Origin of the sequence: Priestia iocasae, from assembly GCF_016909075.1 — a bacterium.
In the GTDB taxonomy this organism is placed as follows: domain Bacteria; phylum Bacillota; class Bacilli; order Bacillales; family Bacillaceae_H; genus Priestia; species Priestia iocasae.
This window is the reverse complement of sequence record NZ_JAFBFC010000004.1, coordinates 358095-382470: the sequence shown is the minus strand read 5'-3', so window position 1 is coordinate 382470 and position 24376 is coordinate 358095. Positions and strand designations below refer to the sequence as shown.

27 protein-coding genes are annotated in these 24376 nt (G+C 36.8%); 21 read left to right on the top strand and 6 right to left on the bottom strand.

Annotated features, from left to right (window positions below):
* Nucleotides 1–12 precede the first annotated feature (12 nt).
* Genes JOC83_RS13090 through JOC83_RS13080 form a run of 3 tightly spaced genes read left to right on the top strand, consistent with a single transcriptional unit; the run spans nucleotide 13 to nucleotide 2838 of the window.
* A complete protein-coding gene (locus tag JOC83_RS13090; RefSeq protein ID WP_205187759.1) occupies nucleotides 13–978 on the top strand; it encodes an ABC transporter substrate-binding protein in 966 nt (321 codons plus the stop codon).
* Entirely contained in the window at nucleotides 941–2008 is a 1068-nt protein-coding gene (locus JOC83_RS13085) for a FecCD family ABC transporter permease (protein ID WP_205187757.1), read from the top strand. Before JOC83_RS13090 ends, JOC83_RS13085 begins: the two co-directional genes overlap by 38 nt.
* A complete protein-coding gene (locus tag JOC83_RS13080) occupies nucleotides 2005–2838 on the top strand; it encodes an ABC transporter ATP-binding protein (RefSeq protein WP_205187756.1) in 834 nt (277 codons plus the stop codon). The genes JOC83_RS13085 and JOC83_RS13080 overlap by 4 nt, the downstream gene beginning before the upstream one ends.
* A gap of 176 nt (nucleotides 2839–3014) precedes the next feature.
* On the opposite strand, the gene JOC83_RS13075 is transcribed toward JOC83_RS13080, so the two are convergent.
* Together JOC83_RS13075 and JOC83_RS13070 are read right to left on the bottom strand one after the other, a co-directional pair.
* Complete coding sequence (locus JOC83_RS13075; protein WP_205187754.1) at nucleotides 3015–3500, bottom strand: spore gernimation protein GerT; 486 nt, start codon at nucleotides 3498–3500, stop codon at nucleotides 3015–3017.
* Nucleotides 3501–3641: 141 nt separating this feature from the next.
* The gene (locus tag JOC83_RS13070) at nucleotides 3642–4424 is read right to left on the bottom strand and encodes an STAS domain-containing protein (protein WP_205187753.1); all 783 of its coding nucleotides are present in this window, start codon (nucleotides 4422–4424) and stop codon (nucleotides 3642–3644) included.
* Between the two features lie 96 nt (nucleotides 4425–4520).
* Between JOC83_RS13070 and JOC83_RS13065 the strand changes: the two genes are divergently transcribed.
* The 8 genes from JOC83_RS13065 to JOC83_RS13030 all read left to right on the top strand — a co-directional run bounded on the left by JOC83_RS13065 (nucleotide 4521) and on the right by JOC83_RS13030 (nucleotide 13449).
* The gene (locus JOC83_RS13065; protein WP_205187751.1) at nucleotides 4521–5132 is read left to right on the top strand and encodes an FMN-binding negative transcriptional regulator; all 612 of its coding nucleotides are present in this window, start codon (nucleotides 4521–4523) and stop codon (nucleotides 5130–5132) included.
* A 133-nt stretch (nucleotides 5133–5265) separates the two neighbouring features.
* On the top strand, nucleotides 5266–6411 hold the full coding sequence (locus JOC83_RS13060; RefSeq protein WP_205187749.1) for an acyl-CoA dehydrogenase family protein: 1146 nt from the start codon (nucleotides 5266–5268) through the stop codon (nucleotides 6409–6411).
* Nucleotides 6412–6538: 127 nt separating this feature from the next.
* Complete coding sequence (locus tag JOC83_RS13055; RefSeq protein ID WP_239583504.1) at nucleotides 6539–7468, top strand: alpha/beta hydrolase; 930 nt, start codon at nucleotides 6539–6541, stop codon at nucleotides 7466–7468.
* Between the two features lie 169 nt (nucleotides 7469–7637).
* Entirely contained in the window at nucleotides 7638–8354 is a 717-nt protein-coding gene (locus JOC83_RS13050; protein ID WP_205187748.1) for an NAD-dependent deacylase, read from the top strand.
* A 171-nt stretch (nucleotides 8355–8525) separates the two neighbouring features.
* Nucleotides 8526–10154 (top strand): McrB family protein, encoded by a 1629-nt coding sequence (locus tag JOC83_RS13045; RefSeq protein ID WP_205187746.1) that lies wholly within the window; start codon nucleotides 8526–8528, stop codon nucleotides 10152–10154.
* The gene (locus JOC83_RS13040) at nucleotides 10117–11793 is read left to right on the top strand and encodes a DUF2357 domain-containing protein (RefSeq protein WP_205187744.1); all 1677 of its coding nucleotides are present in this window, start codon (nucleotides 10117–10119) and stop codon (nucleotides 11791–11793) included. Before JOC83_RS13045 ends, JOC83_RS13040 begins: the two co-directional genes overlap by 38 nt.
* Nucleotides 11794–12102: 309 nt before the next feature.
* Nucleotides 12103–12507: a hypothetical protein gene (locus JOC83_RS13035; RefSeq protein WP_205187742.1), complete on the top strand. Its 405-nt coding sequence runs from the start codon at nucleotides 12103–12105 to the stop codon at nucleotides 12505–12507.
* A gap of 156 nt (nucleotides 12508–12663) precedes the next feature.
* Nucleotides 12664–13449, top strand: coding sequence for an alpha/beta fold hydrolase (locus JOC83_RS13030; protein WP_205187740.1), 786 nt, complete (start codon nucleotides 12664–12666; stop codon nucleotides 13447–13449).
* A 66-nt stretch (nucleotides 13450–13515) separates the two neighbouring features.
* Here JOC83_RS13030 and ku read toward each other — a convergent pair whose 3' ends face one another.
* Nucleotides 13516–14343: a non-homologous end joining protein Ku gene (gene ku, locus JOC83_RS13025; RefSeq protein ID WP_205187739.1), complete on the bottom strand. Its 828-nt coding sequence runs from the start codon at nucleotides 14341–14343 to the stop codon at nucleotides 13516–13518.
* Between the two features lie 219 nt (nucleotides 14344–14562).
* Here ku and JOC83_RS13020 point away from each other — a divergent pair, with 219 nt between their 5' ends.
* Nucleotides 14563–15618 carry a M42 family metallopeptidase gene (locus JOC83_RS13020; RefSeq protein WP_205187738.1) on the top strand — a complete coding sequence of 352 codons (1056 nt, stop codon included), beginning with the start codon at nucleotides 14563–14565 and terminating at the stop codon, nucleotides 15616–15618.
* Nucleotides 15619–15852: 234 nt separating this feature from the next.
* Here JOC83_RS13020 and JOC83_RS13015 read toward each other — a convergent pair whose 3' ends face one another.
* Entirely contained in the window at nucleotides 15853–16293 is a 441-nt protein-coding gene (locus JOC83_RS13015) for an Hsp20/alpha crystallin family protein (protein ID WP_205187737.1), read from the bottom strand.
* A 152-nt stretch (nucleotides 16294–16445) separates the two neighbouring features.
* On the opposite strand from JOC83_RS13015, the gene JOC83_RS13010 reads away from it, so the two are divergent.
* Entirely contained in the window at nucleotides 16446–16589 is a 144-nt protein-coding gene (locus JOC83_RS13010) for a hypothetical protein (RefSeq protein WP_205187736.1), read from the top strand.
* A 115-nt stretch (nucleotides 16590–16704) separates the two neighbouring features.
* Here the strand turns inward: JOC83_RS13010 and JOC83_RS13005 are convergent, their stop codons facing one another.
* The gene (locus tag JOC83_RS13005; protein WP_205187735.1) at nucleotides 16705–16848 is read right to left on the bottom strand and encodes a small acid-soluble spore protein P; all 144 of its coding nucleotides are present in this window, start codon (nucleotides 16846–16848) and stop codon (nucleotides 16705–16707) included.
* Nucleotides 16849–16976: 128 nt separating this feature from the next.
* Here JOC83_RS13005 and JOC83_RS13000 point away from each other — a divergent pair, with 128 nt between their 5' ends.
* Entirely contained in the window at nucleotides 16977–17240 is a 264-nt protein-coding gene (locus tag JOC83_RS13000) for a hypothetical protein (RefSeq protein WP_205187734.1), read from the top strand.
* 87 nt (nucleotides 17241–17327) lie between these two features.
* Here the strand turns inward: JOC83_RS13000 and sspO are convergent, their stop codons facing one another.
* Nucleotides 17328–17477 carry a small acid-soluble spore protein O gene (gene sspO / locus JOC83_RS12995; RefSeq protein ID WP_205187733.1) on the bottom strand — a complete coding sequence of 50 codons (150 nt, stop codon included), beginning with the start codon at nucleotides 17475–17477 and terminating at the stop codon, nucleotides 17328–17330.
* A gap of 447 nt (nucleotides 17478–17924) precedes the next feature.
* Here sspO and acnA point away from each other — a divergent pair, with 447 nt between their 5' ends.
* From acnA to JOC83_RS12960, 7 genes are all read left to right on the top strand, one after another.
* Nucleotides 17925–20648, top strand: a complete 2724-nt coding sequence (gene acnA, locus JOC83_RS12990; protein WP_205187731.1) for an aconitate hydratase AcnA — start codon at nucleotides 17925–17927, stop codon at nucleotides 20646–20648.
* A gap of 163 nt (nucleotides 20649–20811) precedes the next feature.
* Complete coding sequence (locus tag JOC83_RS12985; protein WP_205187729.1) at nucleotides 20812–21228, top strand: hypothetical protein; 417 nt, start codon at nucleotides 20812–20814, stop codon at nucleotides 21226–21228.
* Nucleotides 21229–21260: 32 nt separating this feature from the next.
* Nucleotides 21261–21836 (top strand): TlpA family protein disulfide reductase, encoded by a 576-nt coding sequence (locus JOC83_RS12980; protein ID WP_205187728.1) that lies wholly within the window; start codon nucleotides 21261–21263, stop codon nucleotides 21834–21836.
* Nucleotides 21837–21984: 148 nt separating this feature from the next.
* Complete coding sequence (locus JOC83_RS12975) at nucleotides 21985–22128, top strand: FbpB family small basic protein (RefSeq protein WP_110113314.1); 144 nt, start codon at nucleotides 21985–21987, stop codon at nucleotides 22126–22128.
* Nucleotides 22129–22172: 44 nt separating this feature from the next.
* Complete coding sequence (locus tag JOC83_RS12970; RefSeq protein ID WP_205187727.1) at nucleotides 22173–22316, top strand: acid-soluble spore protein N; 144 nt, start codon at nucleotides 22173–22175, stop codon at nucleotides 22314–22316.
* Between the two features lie 176 nt (nucleotides 22317–22492).
* Nucleotides 22493–22747, top strand: a complete 255-nt coding sequence (gene tlp, locus JOC83_RS12965; RefSeq protein WP_205187725.1) for a small acid-soluble spore protein Tlp — start codon at nucleotides 22493–22495, stop codon at nucleotides 22745–22747.
* A gap of 166 nt (nucleotides 22748–22913) precedes the next feature.
* Nucleotides 22914–24341, top strand: a complete 1428-nt coding sequence (locus JOC83_RS12960; protein ID WP_205187723.1) for a phospholipase D family protein — start codon at nucleotides 22914–22916, stop codon at nucleotides 24339–24341.
* Nucleotides 24342–24376: the final 35 nt, after the last annotated feature.

Genomic DNA, 24376 nt, shown 5'->3' with positions numbered 1-24376 from the left:
AGGGGAATGAATATGAAAAAACAATTCAGTATCGGTAGCTTATTATTGATGATCATGATGAGTATATTGATTGGGTGTACGAATGAAAAACCTGTCAGCCAATCAAAGGAAAGTAATACAATCGTGGAAGAAACAAGTGCTTTTCCTGTCACATTAACAGATGACGTAGGAGAAGAAGTGATCATTGAACAAAAGCCTGAACGCATTGTTTCGCTTCTTCCTAGCACAACTGAAATCATCTTTTCATTAGGCTTAGATAAAGAAGTAGTTGGGGTTTCTGATTATTGTAATTACCCAGAAGCGACGGAGAAACTTGAAAAAGTAGGCGCACAACAGATGAACCTGGAAAAAATTCTAGAATTATCACCAGACTTAATCCTTTTACAAGACTATCATTATACAAACTCACTTGATAGTGTAAAGCAATTGAAAGATGCGGGAATTAATGTCATGATAATAAAGTCTGGTCAATCATTTGAGGATGTATATGAATCCATTTCCTTACTTGGAAAAGCGACAGGTCAAACAGAAGAAGCAAATGAAGTTGTCGGGAAGATGAAGCAAGAAATGGATGAAATGAAAGAGAAAGCAAAGGCTATAACGGAAGAGAAAAAGGTATGGGTGGAAGTTTCTCCTCAACCAGATATTTTTACAACAGGTACTAATACATTTATGCATGAAATGCTTGAAACCATTCAAGCTGAGAATGTAGCAGGTGATCAAGAAGGTTGGATTAAAATGAATGAAGAACAAGCTGTTTCGTTAAATCCAGATGTTATTATTACAACATATGGTTACTATATTGAAAATCCAGAACAACAAGTATATAGCCGACAAGGTTGGGCGGAAGTACCAGCAGTGAAAAACAAACAAGTATTTGATGTGAACAACGATACAGTGACAAGACCAGGACCACGTCTTGTTGAAGGAGTGGAAACGCTTGGGAAACTCATTTATCCAGACGTTTTTACTGAATAAAAAAAGCTTATTTTACACAATTAGCGTAATTCTTGTTTGTTTATCCATTTTAACGGCTTTATTTTTAGGAACGGTCTCATTGACCGTTCTTGATATTTTACGCATCATCATAGAGAAAACAACAGGTATAGATTTATACCATGGTGTAAAAAACATGGAAATGATTATATGGCAAATTCGCTTTCCTCGTGTTCTTGTTGCTTTCTTTGTAGGAGCGGCACTTGGATTAGCTGGAGCAGCCTTTCAAGGATTGTTACGAAATCCCCTTGCAGATCCGTATACAATCGGTGTTTCATCAGGAGCGTCATTAGGTGCTGTGATGGTTCTTTATTTTCAGTGGAATATTACATGGTTTGGCTCGTACACATTGCCGATCATTGGCATCTTCACGGGTTTTGTAACGTTATTACTTGTTTTTGGAATTACAAAGCTAGCAAGTGGCACATTAGCAAATGAAACCATTATTTTATCAGGTATTATTTTATCTTCTTTTATTAGTGCGTTAAACTCGTTAATTATTGCATTATCACCACGTGAAGATGTAAGTCAAATTTTATATTGGTTAATGGGAAGTGTAGCAATGAGGGGATGGGGGCATATACAACTGCTTCTTCCATTTTTTCTTGTTGGAGCGTTTATGATTTTATCTCACTACCGAGAATTGAATGGATTTGCCTTAGGCGATCAATCAGCTCAGTTTATGGGAATTAACGTAAAGCGAAAGAAAACCTTTATTTTAATTGGAGCTTCTTTGCTAACAGGATCAGCCGTTGCGGTCTCAGGAGCAATTGGGTTTGTTGGCCTTGTTATTCCTCACCTTGTACGTCTTGTTGTTGGTGCCAATCATAAACATGTGTTGCCACTGTCCATTTTGATTGGAGGAAGCTACCTTGTCTTTGCCGATTTGATTGCACGAATGGTGATTGACCCACGTGAGCTACCAATTGGAGTTGTGACTGCGCTAATTGGGTCGCCGGTATTTACACTTTTATTGATAAAAGAACGGTCAAGAAGAAGGGGATTATCATGATTGAACTTCAGCAGGTAACAGGTGGATATGATAAAAAGCATCCAACCGTTCAAGATATTTCATTTACGGTTCAAAAAGGACAATTTGTGACATTGCTCGGTCCAAATGGAAGTGGGAAAACGACCATTATTCGTTTATTAATGAATACGATTCCTCTACATAAAGGGAACCTTTTATTAGAGGGTAAGCAAATAAAGAGCTATTCCTCAATTGAACTAGCAAAAAAAGTGGCAGTCATGACGCAAGAACATCAAATGGGATTAAATTTTACAGTAAAAGAGATTGTATCGCTAGGTCGATATCCGCATCAGTCTTCTGGATGGTTTCAGCACGAAACAAAACGTGACCACGAAATAGTTGAAGAGATGATGACGCTTACGAATGTATGGCAATTTCGTCATCATGCTTTTCATGAATTAAGTGGGGGTGAAAAGCAACGAGTATTACTAGCAAAAGCACTAGCTCAAGAGCCGGAGTATTTGTTCTTAGACGAACCAACGAATCATTTAGATGTGCGTCATGCGATGGAATTATTGCAGTTGTTAAAGCGACTTCAAAAAGAACGTAATCTTACCATTCTTGCCATACTGCATGATTTGAACATCGCTTCACTCTTTGCAGATGAATGTGTATTGTTAAAAGAGGGTCGAATTGCAGAAGTAGGAATGGAACGAATTTTTAACGAGAAAGAGATATTGCAAGAGGTATATGATGTAGAGCTAGCGCTTGTCCCTCATCCGATTGTAGGGAAGCCTCAAGTCATGTTTGTACCCGAAGAACGCGAAGATGAAATAGCATCCTATCGAAACTATAAAAAATATAGCCAATAAGTAAACAGCGAAGCCCTTAAACGAGTTTCGCTGTTTTCATTAAATGGAAAGGTCAGTAGCAAGGGAGACTAAACTGTCCTAAAAAAGCAGTGGTTTATATCTTGAGCTACGTAGACATAGTGATGTAAAGGAAAAATTAGAATTGCTTTGAGTCACATTGTGCTACAAGACTTTTATTAATCGTAATCAAGAATGTGAATATCTGTTACAGGTAAATTTTGATATTTTGCAAACTTCACTTCTAACGTACCATTACGATAAATTGCCTTTGTCCCTTTTCGACTAACCGAACAAGGAAACTTAATTTCTTCCTTGAAAGGCTCTTTTCCTCTATTTTCAATCACAAATGAGTACGGAGTGTGTGAAAATTTCAGGGTGCTCATCATGCTTTTATCCGGGATATTCACTTGAACAATACATTCGTCATGTGTTTCAAAAATATGAGATTCTAAACGACTTGTGCTTTCTTCCATGGGTGAAAATGGCTTCTGTTTTTGTAAGGACTGCTGAAAAAACTCGTTATTTTGCATAAAATCGGGAAATGATTTACCGAGCGCACTCGAAACAACTTGTTGTACATACTTATCCACATCTTTTGGATTCATACCCCCAGTAAAAGATTCTAATTGTTTTTTAAAAGGGGATTGGCCGAATGGAAACATATAAATGACCTCCTTTTTCTTTCCTGTATGATGTATCATATGTTAAAAACACAAAAATGGAATGTGAAAGTAGGCAAGAAAAAACCGACTTTTACATAAAATGAAAGGCCGGCTTTGAAAGAGTGAATAAAAATGTAACTATTAATTGTCAATTGATGTGATTCGTTTACCTTCTTGCTTTAAGATATAAGCAATTCCTTGGCGGACGTTTCCAAATGTTTTCCAATGATAATCAAGGCTTACAATCGACTGTGCCATTTGAGCGGAAATGCCGACAATAAGACAAGTTGTTCCAATGAGGCGAAGTGCTTCATGAATGATATTAATATGATGGCCACTGTCATCATCCATTGTTTTTAGGGAAGATAGATCAATCAAAAAATAGCGTGCTCGCTCTTTTACACACTCTTGTAACACCTTTTCAGCCAGCTTTGTACTTCTCGAATGATCAAGCTTACCGACAATAGGCAATGCTAATACTTCATCCCAAATTTTTAATAACGGTGAGGAGAGATCTTCAATCATTTGTTCGTTCTCTTGTTCTCGCTTTGCTTGTTTTGTAACGTCTAAAAGCATGAGCAAATAAGCTTTCTTTTCACCTTCTTCATTATAAATAGGGTGAATAACGGTTTCAGCTACATATAAGTTTTTAATAGTAATACGTGCACGATGTGTTGACTCTAGCCCCTTCATAATTTGCTGTTGATGAGCAGGAGATGAATGAAACATATCCATATGCAAACCAATCACGTCATCAATATGTTTGACACCATATAAATGAAACAGAGGCGATAGCGTTTCAACAGCTGTTGAATTCAACCATTGAATTTGATAATGTAGATCCGCAACAATGATTGTTTCTTGTATGTTTTCTAAAATTGAGTGACCATTTAATTTTGATGGTAATTGTCCAATTGCGTGCATGCACGTCGCTCCTTCTTAATTTCATTACGACTTTTATTTTATAACTAAGCCAAAAGAACGTAAAGAACAAAATAAATGAATATAGGAGTGGTCATGATGTATATACCTAAGCAATATAAAGAAACGAACGATGAAGAAATTTTTCAGTTCATGCAAAAACATTCATTTGCAACCATTGTTAGTGTGAAGGAAGGGTCTCCACTTGCGACACATATTCCTGTAGAAGTTAGCAAAAGAGACGGGCATTGGTATATTACAGGTCATCTATCAAAAGCTAATCCACAGTGGAAAACGTTTGAAAAAGGAGAAGTTCTAATTATTTTTCAAGGACCGCATGCCTATGTTTCGGCTTCATGGTATGATCAGCCAAATGTGTCGACATGGAATTATGAAGCGGTACATGTATATGGAAACGTAGATTTGATTGAGGGCGATGCATTAAAAGAAATGGTGATTGCCATGATGAGAAAATATGAAAGTGAAATGAAGAAGCCAGTGAAGATAGAGGATATCCCGAAGAATGTTTTCAATCGTGACTTAAAAGGTATAGTGGGATTTGAGTTACGAGTAACACGAATGGAAGCCGCTTATAAGTTAAGTCAGAATCGTCATGATGATGATTATGCGTCTATTGTCAGCCATTTAGAACGTGGGAACGAACAATCTCAACAAGTCGCCAGTGAGATGAAACGAAAGCAAAAGAAGTAAAAACGGTTCGTACAAGAGTGCTTATACATGCACAGTTTGAAAAGGTTGTGCTATGATGATACTAACTAATCCGATTGATAAACCCTGTTATTAACTGCAGGGTGTATCAATGCATAAATAGGAGATGACAGAGATGGTACTTTCGTTTGTGAAAACGAAGGAACAGCAAGAGCGATACGAACAGCTTGCTTCTTTGCTGCCAATTTTTCGTAAACGGGCACAAAGCTTAGACGAAAAAGGAGAGTTTCCTTTTGACAATATCAAGGACTTAAAAGCAATTGGTTATCATACATGGTCCTTAGGAAAAGAGTACGAAGGACAACAATTATCTCTTTATGATTTGCTTTTATGTCAAGAACAGCTAGCGCAAGGAGATGCCTCTACAGCTTTAAGTATCGGATGGCATATGGGAATTACGATGGACCTACGTGAAAAACGCCCTTGGAAAGACGAGACGCTCGATTTTATGTTCCGTCAAATTCAAAACGGCGCTCTCATTAACAGTGCTGCAACTGAACCAAGAACAGGAAGCCCCACTAGAGGTGGAAAACCAGAAACAACAGCTTTACGAACAGAAAACGGGTGGATCATCAATGGTCGAAAAACATTTACGACGATGTCACCAGTGCTTGACTTTTTCCTCGTGAAAGCGACGATTGAAGGAGAAGAGGCTGTTGGACAATTTATGATTCCTCAACATACAACAGGGGTGGCTATCGAAGAAACATGGGATATGATTGCGATGCGCGGAACAGGAAGTCATGATTTGATTTTACAAGATGTTGAGGTTCCCTTTGACTACTTAACGGATCGATTAAGTGAATTTAAGAAGAAGGAAGCAAGTGGTTGGCTGTTGCATATTCCAGCTTGCTACATCGGAATTGCTATAGCTGCAAGAGATTATGCTGTGCAATTTGCAAGTGAATATTCACCAAATAGTATTGAAGGTACCATTAGTGAATTACCAAATGTCCAAAAAATGATTGGAGAAATAGAGCTTACACTTATGCAGGCAAGGCATTTTATGTACAGTGTTGCAAAGAAGTGGGATACGACAGACAAACCAGCAAGCTTAGCCGGTGAATTAGCCGGTGTGAAACATGTTGTGACCAACAGTGCTGTGCATGTCGTCGATCTTGCAATGCGTATTGTTGGTGCAAAAAGCTTACAACGTAGCAATCCATTGCAACGCTATTATCGTGATGTTCGCGCAGGACTTCATAATCCTCCAATGGATGACATGACCATCATGAATTTAGCAAAAGCCGCGTTTGAATAAATCATGTGAAAGCATAAGTCTCAAGAGACTGGAAGTTCACTTCCAGTCTTTTTTCGTTGACTTTCAATGTAGGCAAAGTAGAATAGTTCTAGAGTACGAGAAAACAAGAAAAAGAGGAGAATTTACCTTGAAAACAGAGATACAACATGTTCCTGTACATCAAAAAAGAAAAGGGCTATGGATTGGCATCGTTTCGATTATTATGATTGCAGTTATCGTTTGTATTGCACTATCGATTTACGTTGGAGTAAGTTTAACCAAAATAGACCGAACACCGATTACAGAAACACCAGCTGATTATGGGATGATTTATCGAGATGAGCAATTTCTAAGTGCAGACGGTGAAACGCAATTAAAAGGCTGGATTATCGAACCAGAAGGTGAAGCAAAAGCAACCATTATTATGGCCCATGGTTATCATGGAAACCGCCAAGAAATTGCATCAGGTTTCTTACCGCTTAGTCAAGATTTAACACAGCAAGGATACCGTATTGTTACATTCGATTTTCGAAATTCGGGTGAGTCAGAAGGTACGATGACAACCGTCGGAGTAATGGAACAGCTAGATCTATTAGGGGTAATAAAAGCCGTTAACGATGAAACAAGTGAACCCATTGTTTTATATGGCATATCCATGGGTGGCGCTACTTCACTTTTAGCCGCTTCTCAATCAGAAGATGTACAAGCAGTAATTGCGGATAGCCCCTTTAGTGACTTAACGTCTTATCTACAAGAAAATTTACCTGTTTGGACAAACTTACCGAGCTTTCCTTTTACGCCTCTTATTCTAGGTGTTGTGCCAATCATCGCTAACTTGAATCCAGATGATGCAAGTCCGATTGAAGCGGTTCAACATTTAAAAAACATACCGATCTTTTTTATTCATGGAGATGGAGATAAAACCATACCTTATACAGAAAGTGAGAAGATGGTGAAGGTGAGTCCAACGACATTTAAGTTTTGGGTGCCTGAACGCTCTGGTCATGTTCAAGGATACCGTGATTATCGAGAAGAATATGTTGAGAAAGTTACTTCATTTATTGAAGAAGCACTGTGAAAATAAGAGAAACAATAATGTGAATGAAAGAAATAAAATGGAAAGGCATGAGTCAATGATTGAATGAGACTTATGCTTCTTTTATAATGATTGGTAAAATAAGTGGATAGCTAGTCGGTTATACTAATAAAATATGTTCGTTTTAAAGCGTTAAGAGGAGTGGTGTGTAATGCTACACAAGTTATTAAAAGAGTCGGTGTATACGGTCGTACTTACAGGCGCAGGAATGAGTACAGAATCAGGATTATCTGACTTTCGTTCTTTTCAAAAAGGACTTTGGAAACACAAAAATCCTCAACAAATTGCAAGTACATATGCCCTTCAACATAATCGAACAGAATTTATTGATTTTTATAAAATGAGGATTGCTGCATTGCAAAATTGCGAGCCTCACCAAGGACATCACATTTTAGCAAAGTGGGAAGAAGAAGGGAACATCCAGAGCATTATTACACAAAATGTCGATGGCTTTCATCATCAAGCCGGTAGCAAACGTGTGGCTGAATTACACGGAACGTTAAGACATATTAGATGTCAGCGCTGTCACACACAATACGAAAACAATTTGTATTTGCTCAATCAGTATGAATGTAAATGTGGAGGGTTTTTACGCCCCTCTGTTGTACTATTTGGTGAAACCTTACCGTATGAAGCAATTATAGAAGCAGAGAAAGAAAGTAATCAAGCGGATTTGTTTATTGTGTTAGGCTCTTCTCTTCAAGTAGCTCCTGCTAATCACTTTCCGATTGAAGCAAAACATACAGGGGCAAAACTCGTTATTATTAACATGGAGCCTACGGACTTTGACGAGGAAGCGGACATTGTGATACAAGGAAGGCAAATAGGGGAAGTATTAAAAGAAGTGGATGAAGCTCTTCATTGTTAAAGAGCTTCATCCACTTCTTTATACAAGCCTTCTCTTTGTCATTACCCTTCGTTTAATTGATAGATGCAACGTAAAAAGAAGAACCGAAAGTTGATTTTCTCTTACACGTAAATAAAAACTGAAAATTGGGTATACAGAATAGAAAGGAAAGAAGGATAAGGAGTCCTACATATGAGTTTACGAGAAAGATTACTTTTTCTAGTGGAACATTATGATGAAAGACAACGAGATGTATTAATGAAACAAGAAGTAGAGAACATGTTAACTCGTCGGCTACCTATGACTATTTATCGGATAGAAGGGATGAGTCGAGAGAATCTACGAATATCTGGACTACATGGTGAACGATTTCCATACTTGCGCATTCAAAGTAAACAAGCAGAAGCAAATGTGGGCGTTTTATACATCATTAGTGAAGATCGAAAGCGTATTTATTTAACGATGATGGAAATGGCAAGTCCCTTTCATCAAAAGGAGATTCGCTTTTTAACACCTGATCATCACCGCATATTAAAAGATGAAGACATCGTTATCGGCACATCCATTGAAGCAACTGAATTTGAAGAAGGCGCAGCTCTTTATATTCCTTATAATGTTGAAGATTTTCCTACTGAGCGGCAATTAAAAGAGGATTTAATAATCATGATGCAGTTCTATGAGCAATATTTAAACGTTCATGCACAAGAAAAACAAATGACATCCGATAAAGATCTTATTCATCACATTTATCATTACTTAAAAGGAACCGGGTTTTACTATGAGCTTTCCGATGTAGCGAATGTATACTTTTCGTTAAAAACAAAGCCGTTTGTTATATTATCTGGAGTCAGTGGTACGGGTAAGACAAAAATTGCTCAACTATTTGCAGAAAGCATCGGGGCATCAGAAGACAATGGACAAATTGCTTTATTGCCAGTTCGGCCTGATTGGAGCGATAGTTCAGATCTAATTGGGTATACCGATTTAAAAGGAGAATTTAGAAAAGGATTATTTTTAAAAATGATTGAACGTGCACTAAACAACCCTAGTAAGCCCTATATCATTATTTTAGATGAAATGAATGTCGCTCGCGTTGAGCACTATTTAAGTGACATCTTAAGCGTAATTGAAAGTCGAAAGTGGAAAGAAGGTCGAATTGTCACGTACCCTCTTTTACCAGGTCATAAGTCGTTTCGGGACGTGTATTTACCTGCAAATTTATTTGTGATTGGTACAATCAATATGGATGAGACGACGCATTCATTCAGTCAAAAGCTGTTAGACCGTACGAACACAATTGAATTTAATACAATTAAGTTAGATGCGTTTGACTTTTTATTAGAGGAGGAAAGAGAAAAACCGTCAACTCAAGTCATTCAGCTTCAAAGTCAATTTCTTCATTTAAAAGATGTCTATCATCAATACCGTGAACTTGTACAGGAAATAACAATTGAATTAATTAAAATAAACGATATTTTAGCACAAATGGACTTGCAAATAGGCTATCGTGTACGGGATGAAGTTTGTTTTTATATGGTGTATGCCATCAAAAGTGGCATGTTTACATTTGATCAAGCATTTGATTTTCAAATTTTACAGAAAGTATTACCACGTATAGGTGGGAGTGATTATAACACACTTGAAGGGTTAAAGGAGCTGTACCACTATTCAACGAGTACAGTACTGGATGAAGTTGTTGATACAGCTATTTTGGAAGCAGAACAGATTCGCTTTCCTAAAAGCGGTAGAAAATTAATGGATATGATTAAGAGGTTTGATCGATATGGTTACACATCGTTCTGGGCAAGTACCACTTATTAGCATTGAAACAGACTATTGCGAAGTCCTTATAAAAGGGAAAGTACAGACTCACATTTCTACAATTGAAAAAGAGTATATGTCATTTACGTGTACAGGTTATGCTATCAAATTAATCAAAATACGAGATCAAAACGAAAGTACGCTGTCTACGACGTCATCAATGGAGCCGCTTTTTTTTGAAAATACGGTCTATTCATTTACCATTACATCTAAAAGAGGAAAGCCTCTCTCTGTTCATCATCAAAATCAGCAAATAAAAGAATCATTTGAATCCATCACTGTACAGAACAATCATCTATTAATAGGGCGTGTTTCATTTCAAAACGAAGTCGGCTATTCTACGTTTGACATTCTAGATGGAGAACGTAAAGTTCTACAATTTACGATTGAAGTATTTCCGACGAAGCTTTCCTACAAAAATGACTACGTGAAGCTTGTTCATGAAGTGAACCATTATGTGTACGATTTAGCGTATGATGTAGCAAAGAAAACATATGTAGAAGCCAAGCTTTCATTTTCAAAACAAGCAGGATGGGTAGAATTTTATTACGTGTTGCAAACTCACTTTGATGGATTTATAAAAAGTATAAAACAGCTTGTGAAAAAGCCGTCTCATCATGTACAAGCGTACCCTCAAATGGTGAGGGGAGACAAAGTAACACGAACAAATCAGCTTACGCGTTCATTTGCTCGGACACATCCTTATCTCATGAATGAGTGCGGTGTCCCAACCAAAGCATTAACGCTAAAGAGGGAAGAGACATTTAATACAAACGAAAATCAAGCCATAAAGTGGATGATGCTAACATTAAATCATCGAATAGAAGAGCTATTAACCAATATTTTATCGTTACGGGAATTAAATCGACCTGATATTAATCGCTCAATCATTACTAGTATTCAACGTTTTCATCTTGTGTTACAGCGTGAGCTAGAGATGCCATTTTGGAAAACAATTGATTCCATAAATAAACCACGATTTAATCATGTGATACAAATGGACGTAAGGTATCGAGATGTTTATAAACAGTTTTTATTACTATCTAGAGGACTAGCGCTTCAAGGGGAATTTTACAAATTATCTTTAAAAGACGTGGCTGTTCTATATGAATATTGGACCTATTTATCGATTCGAAAAATCATTAGTCAATATTGCGAACCGTTAAGTCAACAAATGGTTCAGACTACTTCGTCAGGGCTATCCGTTGCATTACCTGCAACTACGTGTACATTTTATTGTCATAAAAGGAAGCAGCAAATCACCTTATCGTATCAAAGGTTTTATTCGGACACACCCACTGTTAGTCAGCGTCCGGACATAGTTCTAGACGTTGGGGAAGAAAAGTATATATTTGACGCTAAGTATCGTCTTAATCTGTCTGCGTCTACTATTACGGCTACAGAAGAAGATGTTAATACGATGCATCGTTATCGAGATGCTATCGTGAAGAAGGAAGGAAATGACTATAAAAGAACAGTAAAGGCTGCAATTGTTTTGTTTCCAGGGATACAAGCCAATTATCAAAAACATCCACTTTACGAAAGTATTGATAAAATTGGGGTAGGAGCCTTACCATTTTTCCCAGAAGAAAAAGAGTTAATGAAAGAGTTTTTAAAAAATATACTTCAATGCAAGTAAAAAGCGCCAGAACAAACGTCCTAGCGCCTTTGGCCACCGCCCTATCCATCCGGTCTGGTTAAGTGTCCCGCAACGATCGCAAAAAAGTTGTTGGAATAGGGCAGTGGTTAATCACTAGTATACGTCATTTTTTACAATTCTACAACATGTGTATGCTTTTTGCGGACATGTATGTAAAATCACGATAAGGTAGAAAAGTGAGTAGAAGTGAATCAAAACTTGTCAAAATTAGTAGAATGATAGATAATAACACTAACAACATAAAATCCAACGAGAATGAATGTAATGAATTGCAGGAGGATTTTTTGCATGAAAAAGCTTTTAATTTTTACACTTGTAGCGCTACTATCTATTTTTTTTATTGACCGATCGTATAGTAAGCAAAATCAAGCTGAATTACAACAAATGCTAATCTCAAAAATTGAAGAACAACAACTAGTGAACAATGAAATTAAAGTGAACTTTGAAGAATTGTTTGACTTCAAATGGGACAAGGTTTATGTTTTTACACCATACACCTCCATCAAAGAAGTAAACAACCAGTTAGGTTTTACATGGCTCGGGGCTAAGTCAACAGGTATTGATCGTCGTGATGATGTCAATCTAATCGTTTTTGTTGAGAACAACCAAGTTGCACAATACATTGAACTTCCACGTTCATATGGTGATATTGTAGCAAAAGGTGAAGAGGCTTTTGAAATTAATGGTTCTTAATGGGAAAGTCATTTTGAAACTGCAATAGGTAAGGGTGTAATAAGCTGTTTTCAATGGACTATTTTTAGTCCTGTGGAAACAGCTTTTTTTCGTATAAATCAATTCCCTCAGTGAGACGATAGAGATAGAACCTAGAAGACATTGAGGTGATATAGATTGCATATTGCATATGAAATATACGGTGAAGAAGGGCAACCAATTTTATTTATTCATCCACCTGGCATGGGACGTAAAGTATTTCATTATCAAAAGCAGCTTTCATCGCATATGAAAGTCATTTTGATTGATTTACCTGGTCATGGTGATAGTTCGATACCTATGGATGTATCAATTCCTTATTTCGCTGAGCAAATCTTTAAAGTTGTAACAGAGTTAGGATTAAATGACGTCATCGTTTGTGGATATTCAGCAGGGGGAACCATTGCTCAAGAATTTGCGCTGAATTATCCTCATCGTACTCGAGCCCTCATTTTATCAGGAGGCTTTCCAGTGGTGACAACTAAATTACTAAAAGCAGAATTTGCACTCGGTATTTATGCAACAAAACGTTATTTACCCATTGTTCGTAAAGTACTTGCAATAAGTCATATGAAAGATCCTCATGTTCGAAAGGAACTAGATGAACACTTGCACAAAAATGATCCATATACATGGTATCGCCTTTATGAAGAGGCTTATCGATATAATTGTGTGGACAGACTTCACGAGTTAAGGGCACCACTGCTGCTCATCTATGGATCAAAAGCTGATTATCTTAATAAATACATGAGCATTTACAAGCAACACACTCCCTATCAAGCTGCTATTGTAAAAGGAGCATTTCACCAAATCCCATCAAAGCATTGGCAATTGTTTAACCAAATTGTAATAGGATTTGTTTTTCAGCTTTTAAACAAGAAAGAGCAGAGTGGAGAACATGAATACACGCTTGAAAAACAATGATATCAGTCACGATAATCTAAAAGAACCCATCTCACAAAGGTACGTAAATTGGGATGGGCTTTTCTGTTAACTGCTTTCAGCTTGTGTTTGTTTGTGAGTGGTCGTCATTTTGGTTGTTTTATTACTTTCTAAACTAGTTTTTAATACATCCATTAAATGTCGAATGTCTCCATGTGGTTCAGTGGTATCGGAAGACACAACATCACCTTTAACCATCTTTTGTTCAATATAGGTTTGCAATGTGCTTGTAAACTGATCTTTATAGGTATCAGCTTCAAATGAAATTGAAAGTTGATCCATTAAATGCATGGCGATTTGAAGGTCTTTTTCATTTACAAAGCTTTCTTGAGAAACATCAGGAATTTCATGAAGTGGACGAATTTCATCTCCATAATGAAGAGTTTGTAGCACTAGTACATGTTCATAAGAACGAACGATGGCTAGCTGTTGCTTCGAATAAAGAAAGACTTGCGTCATTCCACCTTTATTCGTTTGTTGAAGTGCTAGTTGTAATAACGCATATACGTTTTGACTAGTTTCTGTAGGAGATATAAAGTACGTTTTATCAAAGTAAATGGGGTCGATTTCTTTCACATCTACAACATGTGAAAATTGAATATCTTTGTCTTCGCGAAATGGTTTTTTCAAACCATCTAACTCTTCTTCCGTAATAGGAACAAATTGACCGGTTACGGTTTCGTATCCTTTTATAATCTCATCAGAACCAACTTCTTTTTCACATTTCGGACAAGTTTTTTCATGTTTAATAGGTGTATAGCATTCTTTATGAAGTTGACGCAGCTTTATCCCTTTCTCTTCAACCGCTCCATGCAGACGAATAGGTACAACAATCGTGCCGAATGATAAAGTTCCTTTCCAAATAGTGTGTAACATTCCATTTCACCTGTCCTTTCTTTTTTTATAGTGTGAGAAAACATGGAACAAATCATCCTAAAAATCTGGCATTATTTTAAAAAAACTATGTGCTAAATAATCAATAAGAAAAGCCGTTTGCTTCTTTAGAGAGTGGATAAGATTTACTCATACATGTATAGTTTTTTCTTTCCTTTTCCATCCTAACTAAAGGTACATACTAATAGGATGGTGAAAGAAATGGAATTATTAAAGCGCTTAACAGATGAACACGGAGCACCAGGGTTCGAATATAAAATTCGTCAAATTATGCAAGAAGAACTTCAAAAAACAGGTGCTGATATTTTAACAGACCGCCTTGGTAGCATTTTTGGTAAAAAAGAGGGCAGCTCGAGTCAAGTAAAAGTGATGCTTGCAGGTCATATGGATGAAGTAGGGTTTATGGTTAGTGAAATTACAAAAGAAGGTTATCTTCGATTTGTACCACTAGGAGGGTGGTGGTCACAAGTGTTACTTTCACAGCGGCTAACCATTATTACAGAAAAAAAACAATTTACAGGGGTTGTTGGATCAAAGCCTCCTCATATTCTTCAGCCTGAGGAACGTAATACAGTGTACCCAATGCGTGAAATGTTTATTGATGTAGGGGCAAAAAGTAAGGAACAAGTGAAAAGCTGGGGAATTAAAGTAGGAGATCCTATTGTTCCCATTTGTCCATTTGAAATGATGCCAGATAATGATACAGTGCTAGCAAAAGCAATTGATAATCGAATAGGATGTTGGCTAGCGATTGAAGTGTTAAAAGCCCTAAAAGAACAAGATCATCCAAATACAGTTTACTCAGGTGCGACAGTACAAGAAGAGGTTGGATTAAGAGGTGCCACAACATCTCCATATTTGGTCGATCCGGATGTAGCATTTGCATTAGATGTAGGAGTAGCGGAAGATGCACCAAATGCGAACCCAAATAAAGCAAAGCTTGGACATGGACCATTGATTACATTTTTAGATTCATCAATGATTCCAAATATTAAGCTTCGTAACTTCGTCATTGAAACAGCTGAAGAAAATAACATTCCATACCAAGTTGATGTCATGCTTGGAGGCGGAACAGACGGAGGAAAGTTCCATCTTCACAAACAAGGTGTACCAACCATTGTGATTGGTGCTGCAACACGATACATTCATAGTCATACATCAATGGTTAGTAAACAAGATTTAGAAAACGGCGTAAAACTATTAACCGCTATTATTAAAAAATTAGATGAAGAAACATATAAATCGTTTATCCAATGAGAAAAAAGAATGACTTTATTTAAAAACGACCATAAAATAGCCTGCTTACCCATTCACTTGAGTGGATAAGCAGGCTATTTTGCTACGTGTTATTCAATAGCATTTAAATCAAATTAAATTTAAATTATCAAGAAAAACTATGTGCTAAATAATAAAAGAAAAATACAGCATGCTCATTAAGTCAAAACAAAAATAAAACAGCCATGCAAGAATTTATGCATGGTCTACAACACGCTATTTTACTTCAATGGGAATAATTGAAACCGCTTCTGAAACCGTACCTTCTTTTTGGATAGTCACTTCTAGTATGTTCTGTTCAAATGTTGCGCTTATTATGCGGTGATGCAAGTTAAAAGGAAAGTCTACTAATCGTTCAATTTTTTCTTCCGTCCGTTCGCTGCGGAAAATTTGTGATTGCTCATCTTTTATTTGCTTTTCAACATGTTTTTTTGCTTTTAATAGAAGATTCTGATTGAAAACCTCGACTTGAATATCTTTTATGTTATAGCCAATTAGTTCTGCCTCCACAATATAAGCTTGTTCTGTTTCAAACAAATCAATACGCAGCGAGTCATAATCAAGATAACTCATAAAAGGATTTGAAAGAATAAGCTCCATTAAGTCTTTAAAGCTTTGCAACGTGTTTGGATCTGCTGGAAGACGCTTATCTGTCATTTTATCACTTCCTCCATCTGTAAAAGCATTCATTATATTCTATGCATATGCTTGCAGCGAAGTGAATAGAAACAGACAAGTTGTGAGTAAAATAAGGAGGTTTTGTTTATGTTAAGCAGGAAGAGAAAACGTGAAAAAGGAGGATGAAGAGGTTGAAAGACAAAGAGGTAAATGATGAAGGACTTGCCGCTGAGATTTTAACAGGAACAGCAGTTTTTCCAATTACGAACGCTAAACGTGAAAGCGAAAATCCGGAGCTAGAAGTAATGAGAAGTCGTGAAAAAGAGAAAAAATAAGTTGAAACAACATCCCCTGCCTTCAAAATCTAACAAAGAGGCAAGGGATGTTGTGATTAATGTTAAAGTAGAGCGTCTGTTAATCCACTTAACATCAATTGATTTGTACGCGGTTTTACATATCGTGACCGCTATGTTGCTTTTGACGTGTATGATTTCTGTTTTTCACTTTATGAGAGCCGCTTAATGGTGCTGGCTGACCCGGATTATCACCTTTAGGTGCATTTTTACGCATGTCTTTGCTATCGTTTTTGTTCATAGTTACTCACCCCTTTACGTATTAGAATGAAGCAATAATGGCTGTTTTATTCTCTGAAAGTTCTCGTATAAAAAGAGATAAGAAATAACAAACTACAAAAAGAATGTAGATGAAGGAGGCTGTTAGCTATGCCATATCATAAAGATAAACAACAATCATTCCAAGCAGCTGAACAAGGACATAAACAAGCAATGGATGCGTATGCTCAATCACAAATCGTCAAGCACGATGCGTCATACGGTCACGAATTAAAGTTGCTAAAAGAAGAAATTAATGAAACATATCAACAAATACAAAATGCATTAGAAAATGCTACTGAAACGCAGCACACTAAATTAACTCAATTCCAACAAGACTTACAAGCGATTGTAGACGAAGTTAACCAAGACTAAAAAACTCCTCCTGATGACTGATGTGGTCTCAGGGGGAGTTTTTTAGTTAATGCGTAATAAAGCAGTCATAACAAAATGCTCTAGCTGTTATTGATTTTTCTTACGCTTTTTATTGTTTTGTTTCTGTTGTTCTGTTAAGGGCTCGTTTGAAAATTCCTCATTATAACCAGTGCCTTTACCTTGTCCGGCTGCTGCGTTCGCACCAGGAATAATATGATTAGATTTGCGCTTTGCCATCGTCATCACCTCCCTATTATTAATGTGTGCAAAACACATCTCTTTATGAGACATACATAATAAAGAAGGGTACAGACTATCGAGTTGTGTTATCTAAGAGGTAGCGAAAGAAGATTCGGTAATTGAGAATGAATGAAACCATTTCGCTAAAGATTGAGTCATGTAAGAGAGAGACTGCTTTGTGTCTTGATGTCTTTTCTAAATGAGAAAAGCCTGTGAAATCGCTATCTAAATGAACCTTCTAAATATAAATAAAATGACTATCATTATGAATTATTAGAAAATACATTATGATTTCTTCATTATCAATAAGAAAAACTTATAGCAATTAATAACATTCTTTTTATTTACTTATGTATAACATTATATTAAGATAGATGGCGAAGGGAATTATTAGGATGGGATTTTACAAATTGTTATACATAAGTATTTTAAGGGGGTAGGACAATGACTAAAAAAGACGTTTTTAACGCTCGTTCGTCATTCCAAGTTAATGGTAAAACATATAATTATTACCGCTTACAAGCTCTAGAAGAAGCTGGTGTAGGTGTTGTGTCAAAACTTCCATATTCAGTAAAGGTATTATTAGAGTCTGTTCTTCGTCAAGTAGACGGTCGTGTTATTAAAAAAGAGCACGTTGAGAACCTAGCTAAATGGGGAACAAACGAAGTTCAAGAAATTGATGTACCTTTCAAACCATCTCGCGTTATCCTTCAAGACTTCACTGGTGTTCCAGCTGTTGTAGACTTAGCATCCCTTCGTAAAGCGATGGCTGACATGGGTGGAGACCCAGATAAAATTAACCCTGAAATCCCAGTAGATCTTGTTATTGACCACTCTGTTCAAGTTGATAAAGCCGGTACAATGGATTCATTACGTGTTAACATGGATCTTGAGTTCGAGCGTAATACTGAACGTTACAAGTTCTTAAGCTGGGCACAAAAATCATTTAATAACTATCGTGCAGTTCCTCCTGCAACAGGTATCGTTCACCAAGTAAACTTAGAGTACTTAGCGAACGTTGTGCATGCAGTAGAAGAAGAAAACGGAGAATACGTAACATTCCCAGATACACTTGTTGGTACAGATTCACATACAACAATGATTAATGGTATCGGTGTATTAGGTTGGGGTGTAGGTGGTATTGAAGCTGAAGCAGGTATGCTTGGTCAACCATCTTACTTCCCAGTTCCAGAAGTAATTGGTGTCAAACTAACAGGTGAATTACCTAATGGCACAACGGCAACTGACTTAGCCTTAAAAGTGACACAAGTGTTGCGTCAAAAAGGTGTGGTTGGTAAATTTGTTGAGTTCTTCGGTCCTGGTGTTGCTCAATTACCTTTAGCTGATCGTGCAACGATTGCAAATATGGCTCCTGAATACGGTGCAACATGTGGTTTCTTCCCAGTTGATGGAGAAGCGTTAGAGTATATGCGCCTAACAGGTCGTGATGAAGAAGGTATTAAAGTCGTAGAAGAGTACTCAAAAGCAAATGGTTTATTCTACACAGCTGATGCACAAGATCCTATTTTCACAGATGTAGTAGAAATTAACTTAGATGAAATTGAAGCGAATCTTTCTGGTCCAAAGCGTCCACAAGATTTAATTCCTCTTTCTCAAATGAAGAGTGAATTCAATAAAGCATTAGCGGCTCCTATGGGGAACCAAGGATTTGGCCTTGATGCAACAGACATTAATAAAGAAGTTACATTTAAACTTGCAGATGGCTCAGAAACAACAATGAAAACAGGGGCTATTGCTATCGCAGCGATTACGAGCTGTACAAACACATCAAACCCTTATGTTTTAATCGGTGCAGGATTAGTTGCGAAAAAAGCGGTTGAAAAAGGTTTAGATGTTCCATCATACGTAAAAACATCATTGGCTCCTGGCTCAAAGGTTGTAACAGGTTACTTAAAAGAATCTGGATTATTACCGTATTTAGAGCAAATTGGCTTTAACATTGTTGGATACGGCTGTACAACATGTATCGGTAACTCTGGTCCATTAGAAGACGAAATTGAAGCAGCAATTGCTGATAGCGATTTATTAGTTACGTCTGTATTGTCTGGTAACCGTAACTTTGAAGGACGTATCCACCCACTAGTAAAAGGTAACTACCTAGCATCTCCACCACTAGTTGTGGCGTACTCATTAGCAGGTACTGTTGATATCGATCTTCAATCAGATCCAATCGGTATCGATAAAGATGGCAACGAAGTATTCTTCTCTGACATCTGGCCGTCACAAGACGAAATTAAAGAAGTTGTAAAAGCAACTGTTACACCAGACTTGTTCCGCAAAGAATATGATCGTGTGTTCGACGACAATGAGCGTTGGAACGAAATCGAAACAAGTGAAGAAGCTCTTTATACGTGGGATCATGAATCAACGTACATTCAAAACCCACCATTCTTTGAAGGGTTAGCTGCAGAAGCTGGCGAAGTGAAACCGTTAGCTGGTTTACGTGTTGTAGGTAAATTTGGAGATTCAGTAACAACGGACCATATTTCACCAGCAGGTTCAATTGCAAAAACAGCACCAGCAGGCCTTTACCTTCAAGAAAAAGGTGTAGAGCCAAAAGACTTCAATTCATACGGTTCTCGTCGTGGTAACCATGAAGTGATGATGCGTGGTACATTTGCAAATATTCGCATTCGTAACCAAATCGCACCAGGAACTGAAGGCGGTTGGACAACTCACTGGCCAACAAATAGCGTAATGAGCATTTACGATGCATGTATGAAGTACAAAGAAGAAGGAACAGGTCTTGCTATTTTAGCTGGTAAAGATTACGGAATGGGAAGTTCTCGTGACTGGGCAGCTAAAGGTACGAACCTATTAGGTATTAAAACTGTTATCGCTGAAAGCTTTGAGCGAATTCATCGTTCAAACCTTGTGTTAATGGGTGTGTTACCTCTTCAATTCAAAGAAGGTGAAAGTGCAGAAACACTTGGTTTAACAGGTAAAGAAGCAATTGAAGTACAAATTGATGAAGCTGTGAAACCTCGTGATTACGTAAAAGTAATTGCTACTGATGAAACTGGTAACAAAACAGAGTTTGAAGTACTCGTTCGTTTTGATAGCGAAGTCGAAATTGACTACTACCGTCATGGTGGTATTCTACAAATGGTTCTTCGTGATAAATTAGAGTCAAAAACACACGCGTAAGATAACAAAAACCCATTCTTCCACTTTTGGAAGAATGGGTTTTTTATTTCGTTTGAAAATCCCGTCTTTCTTCACAGTAATTTCACATTTGTTTCTTACATTAGAGGCTAATAAGATAGACATTCGTGTATAGTAAAAAATAAATAAAAAAAGGAGAAAGTAGATGTTTCATGAAGCCATTCAAATTGGTCCACTCTTAATTAAATACGGATGGATTGCTATTGTTTATTCAATTTTTTGTGGGTTTATATTAATGAAAACATTGGCCAGTACATATGAATCAAAAGGACAAGAGGTTATTGATCTTTTCTTTAATGGACTTCTTCTTTTCTTTTTCGTATTCAAATTTAGTATACTAATAAAAGATCCTTCAATCATTACTCATAATCCATATGGTCTGCTTTTCTTTCATGGAGGTATGCTTGGAATATGGATTGGTGGAATGGCGGCGATTCTTTACATAGTATGGACAGTTCATAAAAAATCACTTTCTATAAAAGAAACGGCATTTTTATTAACCATTGGCTGTCTATCCGCATTAGCTTCTTATGCTATTCAACATTATTGGCTATTTACATAACGAACGTATATAAATAGAAAGGGTGGTTACAAATGGTTAAAAAAATACTTGCAGTCTTACTATTGTTAGGATTGGGAGGCTATGCATTATGGCAAGGTGTTTTACCTAAAAATGCAGAAGATAACTTAAGTGAATATGAAGACGCAAATATTAAAGAAGAAGAATCTCAAGAAGTTGCTGAATATGGGCTGGAAACAGGTAAAAAAGCTCCTGTTTTTAAGCTGCGTGTTCTCGGAGGAGAAGAGGTAAGTTTATCAGATTATCAAGGTAAAAAAGTGATTTTAAACTTTTGGGCGACATGGTGCCCACCTTGTAAAGCTGAGATGCCTGAAATGCAAAAGTTTTACAATCAGTATAGCGATGATGTAGAAATTTTAGCAGTGAATTTAACATCCAGTGAACAAACAGTTGATGCAGTTAATCAATTTTTACAAGAGCGCGGCTTTACATTTCCAGTTTTATTAGATGAAAAGGAAGAGGTTTCATCTAAACAATATAAAATTTTAACCATTCCAACGACTTATTTTATTGATGAGTCAGGCACTATTACAAAAAGAATTAATGGTCCAATGAATTATGAGCAAATGGAAGCATTTGCGAAAGAGTAAAGATGTAAAAGTTTGTTTCATACATGGATGGTATGTATGGAACAAACTTTTTTATAATCTCTTAAATTTTTTGAAAATTTCCGTTATTTTCTCTTTGTTTTGGGAATGATGTACATAACAAACCATTTATAAAAAGGAGAATAACGATATGAGAAAATTACGCAAACGTACATTTGAAGAACTGGTTCAAGAGAATAAACGACAACTGTTAGAAGATCGCGATGCACTTGAGGCAATAGAAGGTCGTATTGAAAAGCGGTTAGAAGCTCGTATGTTGGAGGCTGCAGAATAGGTTTTTTATAAAATGGTTAGAGTATGAAGGAGGAGGGATTCATCATGAGTAACCCAAAAGGTAATCGTAAACACTTTGTTCCTAACCATCTAGGTACCCAACCACGTGCTGCTGGTGGTAATAAAGGAAAGCAAATGCAAGATAAATCAGGTCAACACCCAGATGTCATTCAAACAAAAGGTGAATAATAAGAAAAGCTGTGTCAAATGGGGCAATCTATGCACCACGACACAGCTTTTTCTTACCTTTAAATTTACATAATAATGTTAAGGGTAACTTGTATTAATATTTTCCACTAATAGATACGTGTTCTTCTCACATACTATTCCTGTAAGAAATCTTACAAACCGAGGAGGAAATCACGATGGCATGGAGCAAACCAAATCCAGATGATCGAAGCGATAACGTTGAAAAATTACAATCAATGGTTCAACATACGATTGAAAACATTGATAAGGCAGAAGAGACAATGGCTTATGCAGACGGTGAAGAGCGTGAGCGTATCGCCCAAAAAAATCATAACCGTGAAGTGAGTATTCAAGCAATGCGAAATGAAATTCGCGAAGAAGCTTCCGCTCGTGAGTCAGGTTATGAAGGAACGGAACAAGTTCATAAATAAACGTTGAGAGTTTGGATCATTTTATACAAAAAGTGGTCCTGAACCATTAGATATCCAAGAGCTAGAGAACAAGAAAGTACTTATTTCTTCTTCCCTAGCTTTTTTTGTTTCAATTTTTAATAAAGCGGGAATAACGTGTTGATATTACTTGTAGGAGGAGAACAGCGTGTTAAAGAATATCTTTACAAAACGAACAATTGGACTTATTCTTTTACTTCTATTCTTAACATGTGTAACTTTTTATCACACATACAAACCTCTTCCCAAAGGTGTTTCATACGAAGGAAAGGTTCATCAAGTAGAGAACGTTCAATTTCTTTATGATTTAACCTATAAAAAAGGAGAAGAAATAGAGTCAGAAAAACAAATTTTCAAGCGGATTTACGAAGTAATAAATGAAGCAGAAGAGTTTGTTGTCATCGATATGTTTTTGTTTAATGGGTATTATGACCAAGGAGAATCGTTTCCCTCAATTAGTGATCAATTAGCTAAAGCACTTATTAACAAAAAGAAAGAGCAACCTGATGTTGAAATGGTCTTTATTACAGATGAAATCAATACAACGTACGGATCACACGAATCAGAGTGGCTAGAAGCATTGAAGGCACATGATATTGAGGTCATTGAGACGGATGTAACAAAATTAAGAGATTCAAATCCACTTTATTCAAGTGTATGGCGCTCTTTTATTCAATGGTTTGGGCAAGACGGAAAAGGATGGGTCTCAAATCCATTTGGTGAAACAGCCCCTACCATCACAGTCCGTTCTTATTTAAAATTATTTAATGTAAAAGCGAATCATCGTAAAGTTGTAGCAACTGAAAAAAGCGCCATCATTTCATCTGCAAACCCTCATGATGCTAGTGGCTATCATTCAAATATCGCATTTGAGATAGGTGGAAACATCATCCATGATGTAATGAAATCTGAAAGAGCGGTTGCAGAATTTTCAGGAACTAAACCTTTTCCAACATCACGTCAAGCCTATGAAAACAAGGGAAACATCAATGTTCAATTATTAACAGAAGGAAAAATTTATAAACATGTTATAAAGGATTTATCGCGTGCTAAAAAAGGGGATACGGTCTGGATCGGTATGTTTTATTTAGCGGATCGTAAAGTGGTAGAGGCACTTTTACAAGCTGCTGATAACGGTGCAAAGGTGAAGCTTATTTTAGATCCAAATGCGAATGCATTCGGACAGCAGAAAATTGGCTTACCTAATCGTCCTGTTGCCGCTGAACTAGTAGAAGAGTCAAAGGGTGCCATTGACATTCGTTGGTATAATACAACCAAGGAACAATATCATCCAAAAACGCTATATATTAAAGGCGAAGATCAATCAACGATTATAAGTGGTTCAGCTAATTTTACAAAGCGTAATTTAGATGACCTAAATCTTGAAACCAATGTAAAAATAGAGGGTCCACCTTCAAGCAACGTGATGCAAGAGATGGATAGGTATTTCGAGCGACTATGGAACAATCAAAACGCAACGTATACGTTACCTTTTGAAAAGTACAACGACACAACAACTCCAATCAAAAAAGCGATGTATCGGATCCAAAAGGTGTTACGCTTTACAACCTATTAACAAGTATAAAAGGCTTTATGAAAAATTTCATATAG

Coding starts and splice junctions, on each gene's coding strand:
- JOC83_RS13090 (WP_205187759.1), top strand. CDS start 13: ATGAAAAAACAATTCAGTATCGGTAGCTTATTATTGATGATCATGATG.
- JOC83_RS13080 (WP_205187756.1), top strand. CDS start 2,005: ATGATTGAACTTCAGCAGGTAACAGGTGGATATGATAAAAAGCATCCA.
- JOC83_RS13075 (WP_205187754.1), bottom strand. CDS start 3,500: ATGTTTCCATTCGGCCAATCCCCTTTTAAAAAACAATTAGAATCTTTT.
- JOC83_RS13070 (WP_205187753.1), bottom strand. CDS start 4,424: ATGCACGCAATTGGACAATTACCATCAAAATTAAATGGTCACTCAATT.
- JOC83_RS13065 (WP_205187751.1), top strand. CDS start 4,521: ATGTATATACCTAAGCAATATAAAGAAACGAACGATGAAGAAATTTTT.
- JOC83_RS13060 (WP_205187749.1), top strand. CDS start 5,266: ATGGTACTTTCGTTTGTGAAAACGAAGGAACAGCAAGAGCGATACGAA.
- JOC83_RS13050 (WP_205187748.1), top strand. CDS start 7,638: ATGCTACACAAGTTATTAAAAGAGTCGGTGTATACGGTCGTACTTACA.
- JOC83_RS13045 (WP_205187746.1), top strand. CDS start 8,526: ATGAGTTTACGAGAAAGATTACTTTTTCTAGTGGAACATTATGATGAA.
- JOC83_RS13040 (WP_205187744.1), top strand. CDS start 10,117: ATGGTTACACATCGTTCTGGGCAAGTACCACTTATTAGCATTGAAACA.
- JOC83_RS13035 (WP_205187742.1), top strand. CDS start 12,103: ATGAAAAAGCTTTTAATTTTTACACTTGTAGCGCTACTATCTATTTTT.
- ku (WP_205187739.1), bottom strand. CDS start 14,343: ATGTTACACACTATTTGGAAAGGAACTTTATCATTCGGCACGATTGTT.
- JOC83_RS13020 (WP_205187738.1), top strand. CDS start 14,563: ATGGAATTATTAAAGCGCTTAACAGATGAACACGGAGCACCAGGGTTC.
- JOC83_RS13015 (WP_205187737.1), bottom strand. CDS start 16,293: ATGACAGATAAGCGTCTTCCAGCAGATCCAAACACGTTGCAAAGCTTT.
- JOC83_RS13005 (WP_205187735.1), bottom strand. CDS start 16,848: ATGAACAAAAACGATAGCAAAGACATGCGTAAAAATGCACCTAAAGGT.
- JOC83_RS13000 (WP_205187734.1), top strand. CDS start 16,977: ATGCCATATCATAAAGATAAACAACAATCATTCCAAGCAGCTGAACAA.
- sspO (WP_205187733.1), bottom strand. CDS start 17,477: ATGGCAAAGCGCAAATCTAATCATATTATTCCTGGTGCGAACGCAGCA.
- acnA (WP_205187731.1), top strand. CDS start 17,925: ATGACTAAAAAAGACGTTTTTAACGCTCGTTCGTCATTCCAAGTTAAT.
- JOC83_RS12985 (WP_205187729.1), top strand. CDS start 20,812: ATGTTTCATGAAGCCATTCAAATTGGTCCACTCTTAATTAAATACGGA.
- JOC83_RS12980 (WP_205187728.1), top strand. CDS start 21,261: ATGGTTAAAAAAATACTTGCAGTCTTACTATTGTTAGGATTGGGAGGC.
- JOC83_RS12975 (WP_110113314.1), top strand. CDS start 21,985: ATGAGAAAATTACGCAAACGTACATTTGAAGAACTGGTTCAAGAGAAT.
- JOC83_RS12970 (WP_205187727.1), top strand. CDS start 22,173: ATGAGTAACCCAAAAGGTAATCGTAAACACTTTGTTCCTAACCATCTA.
- tlp (WP_205187725.1), top strand. CDS start 22,493: ATGGCATGGAGCAAACCAAATCCAGATGATCGAAGCGATAACGTTGAA.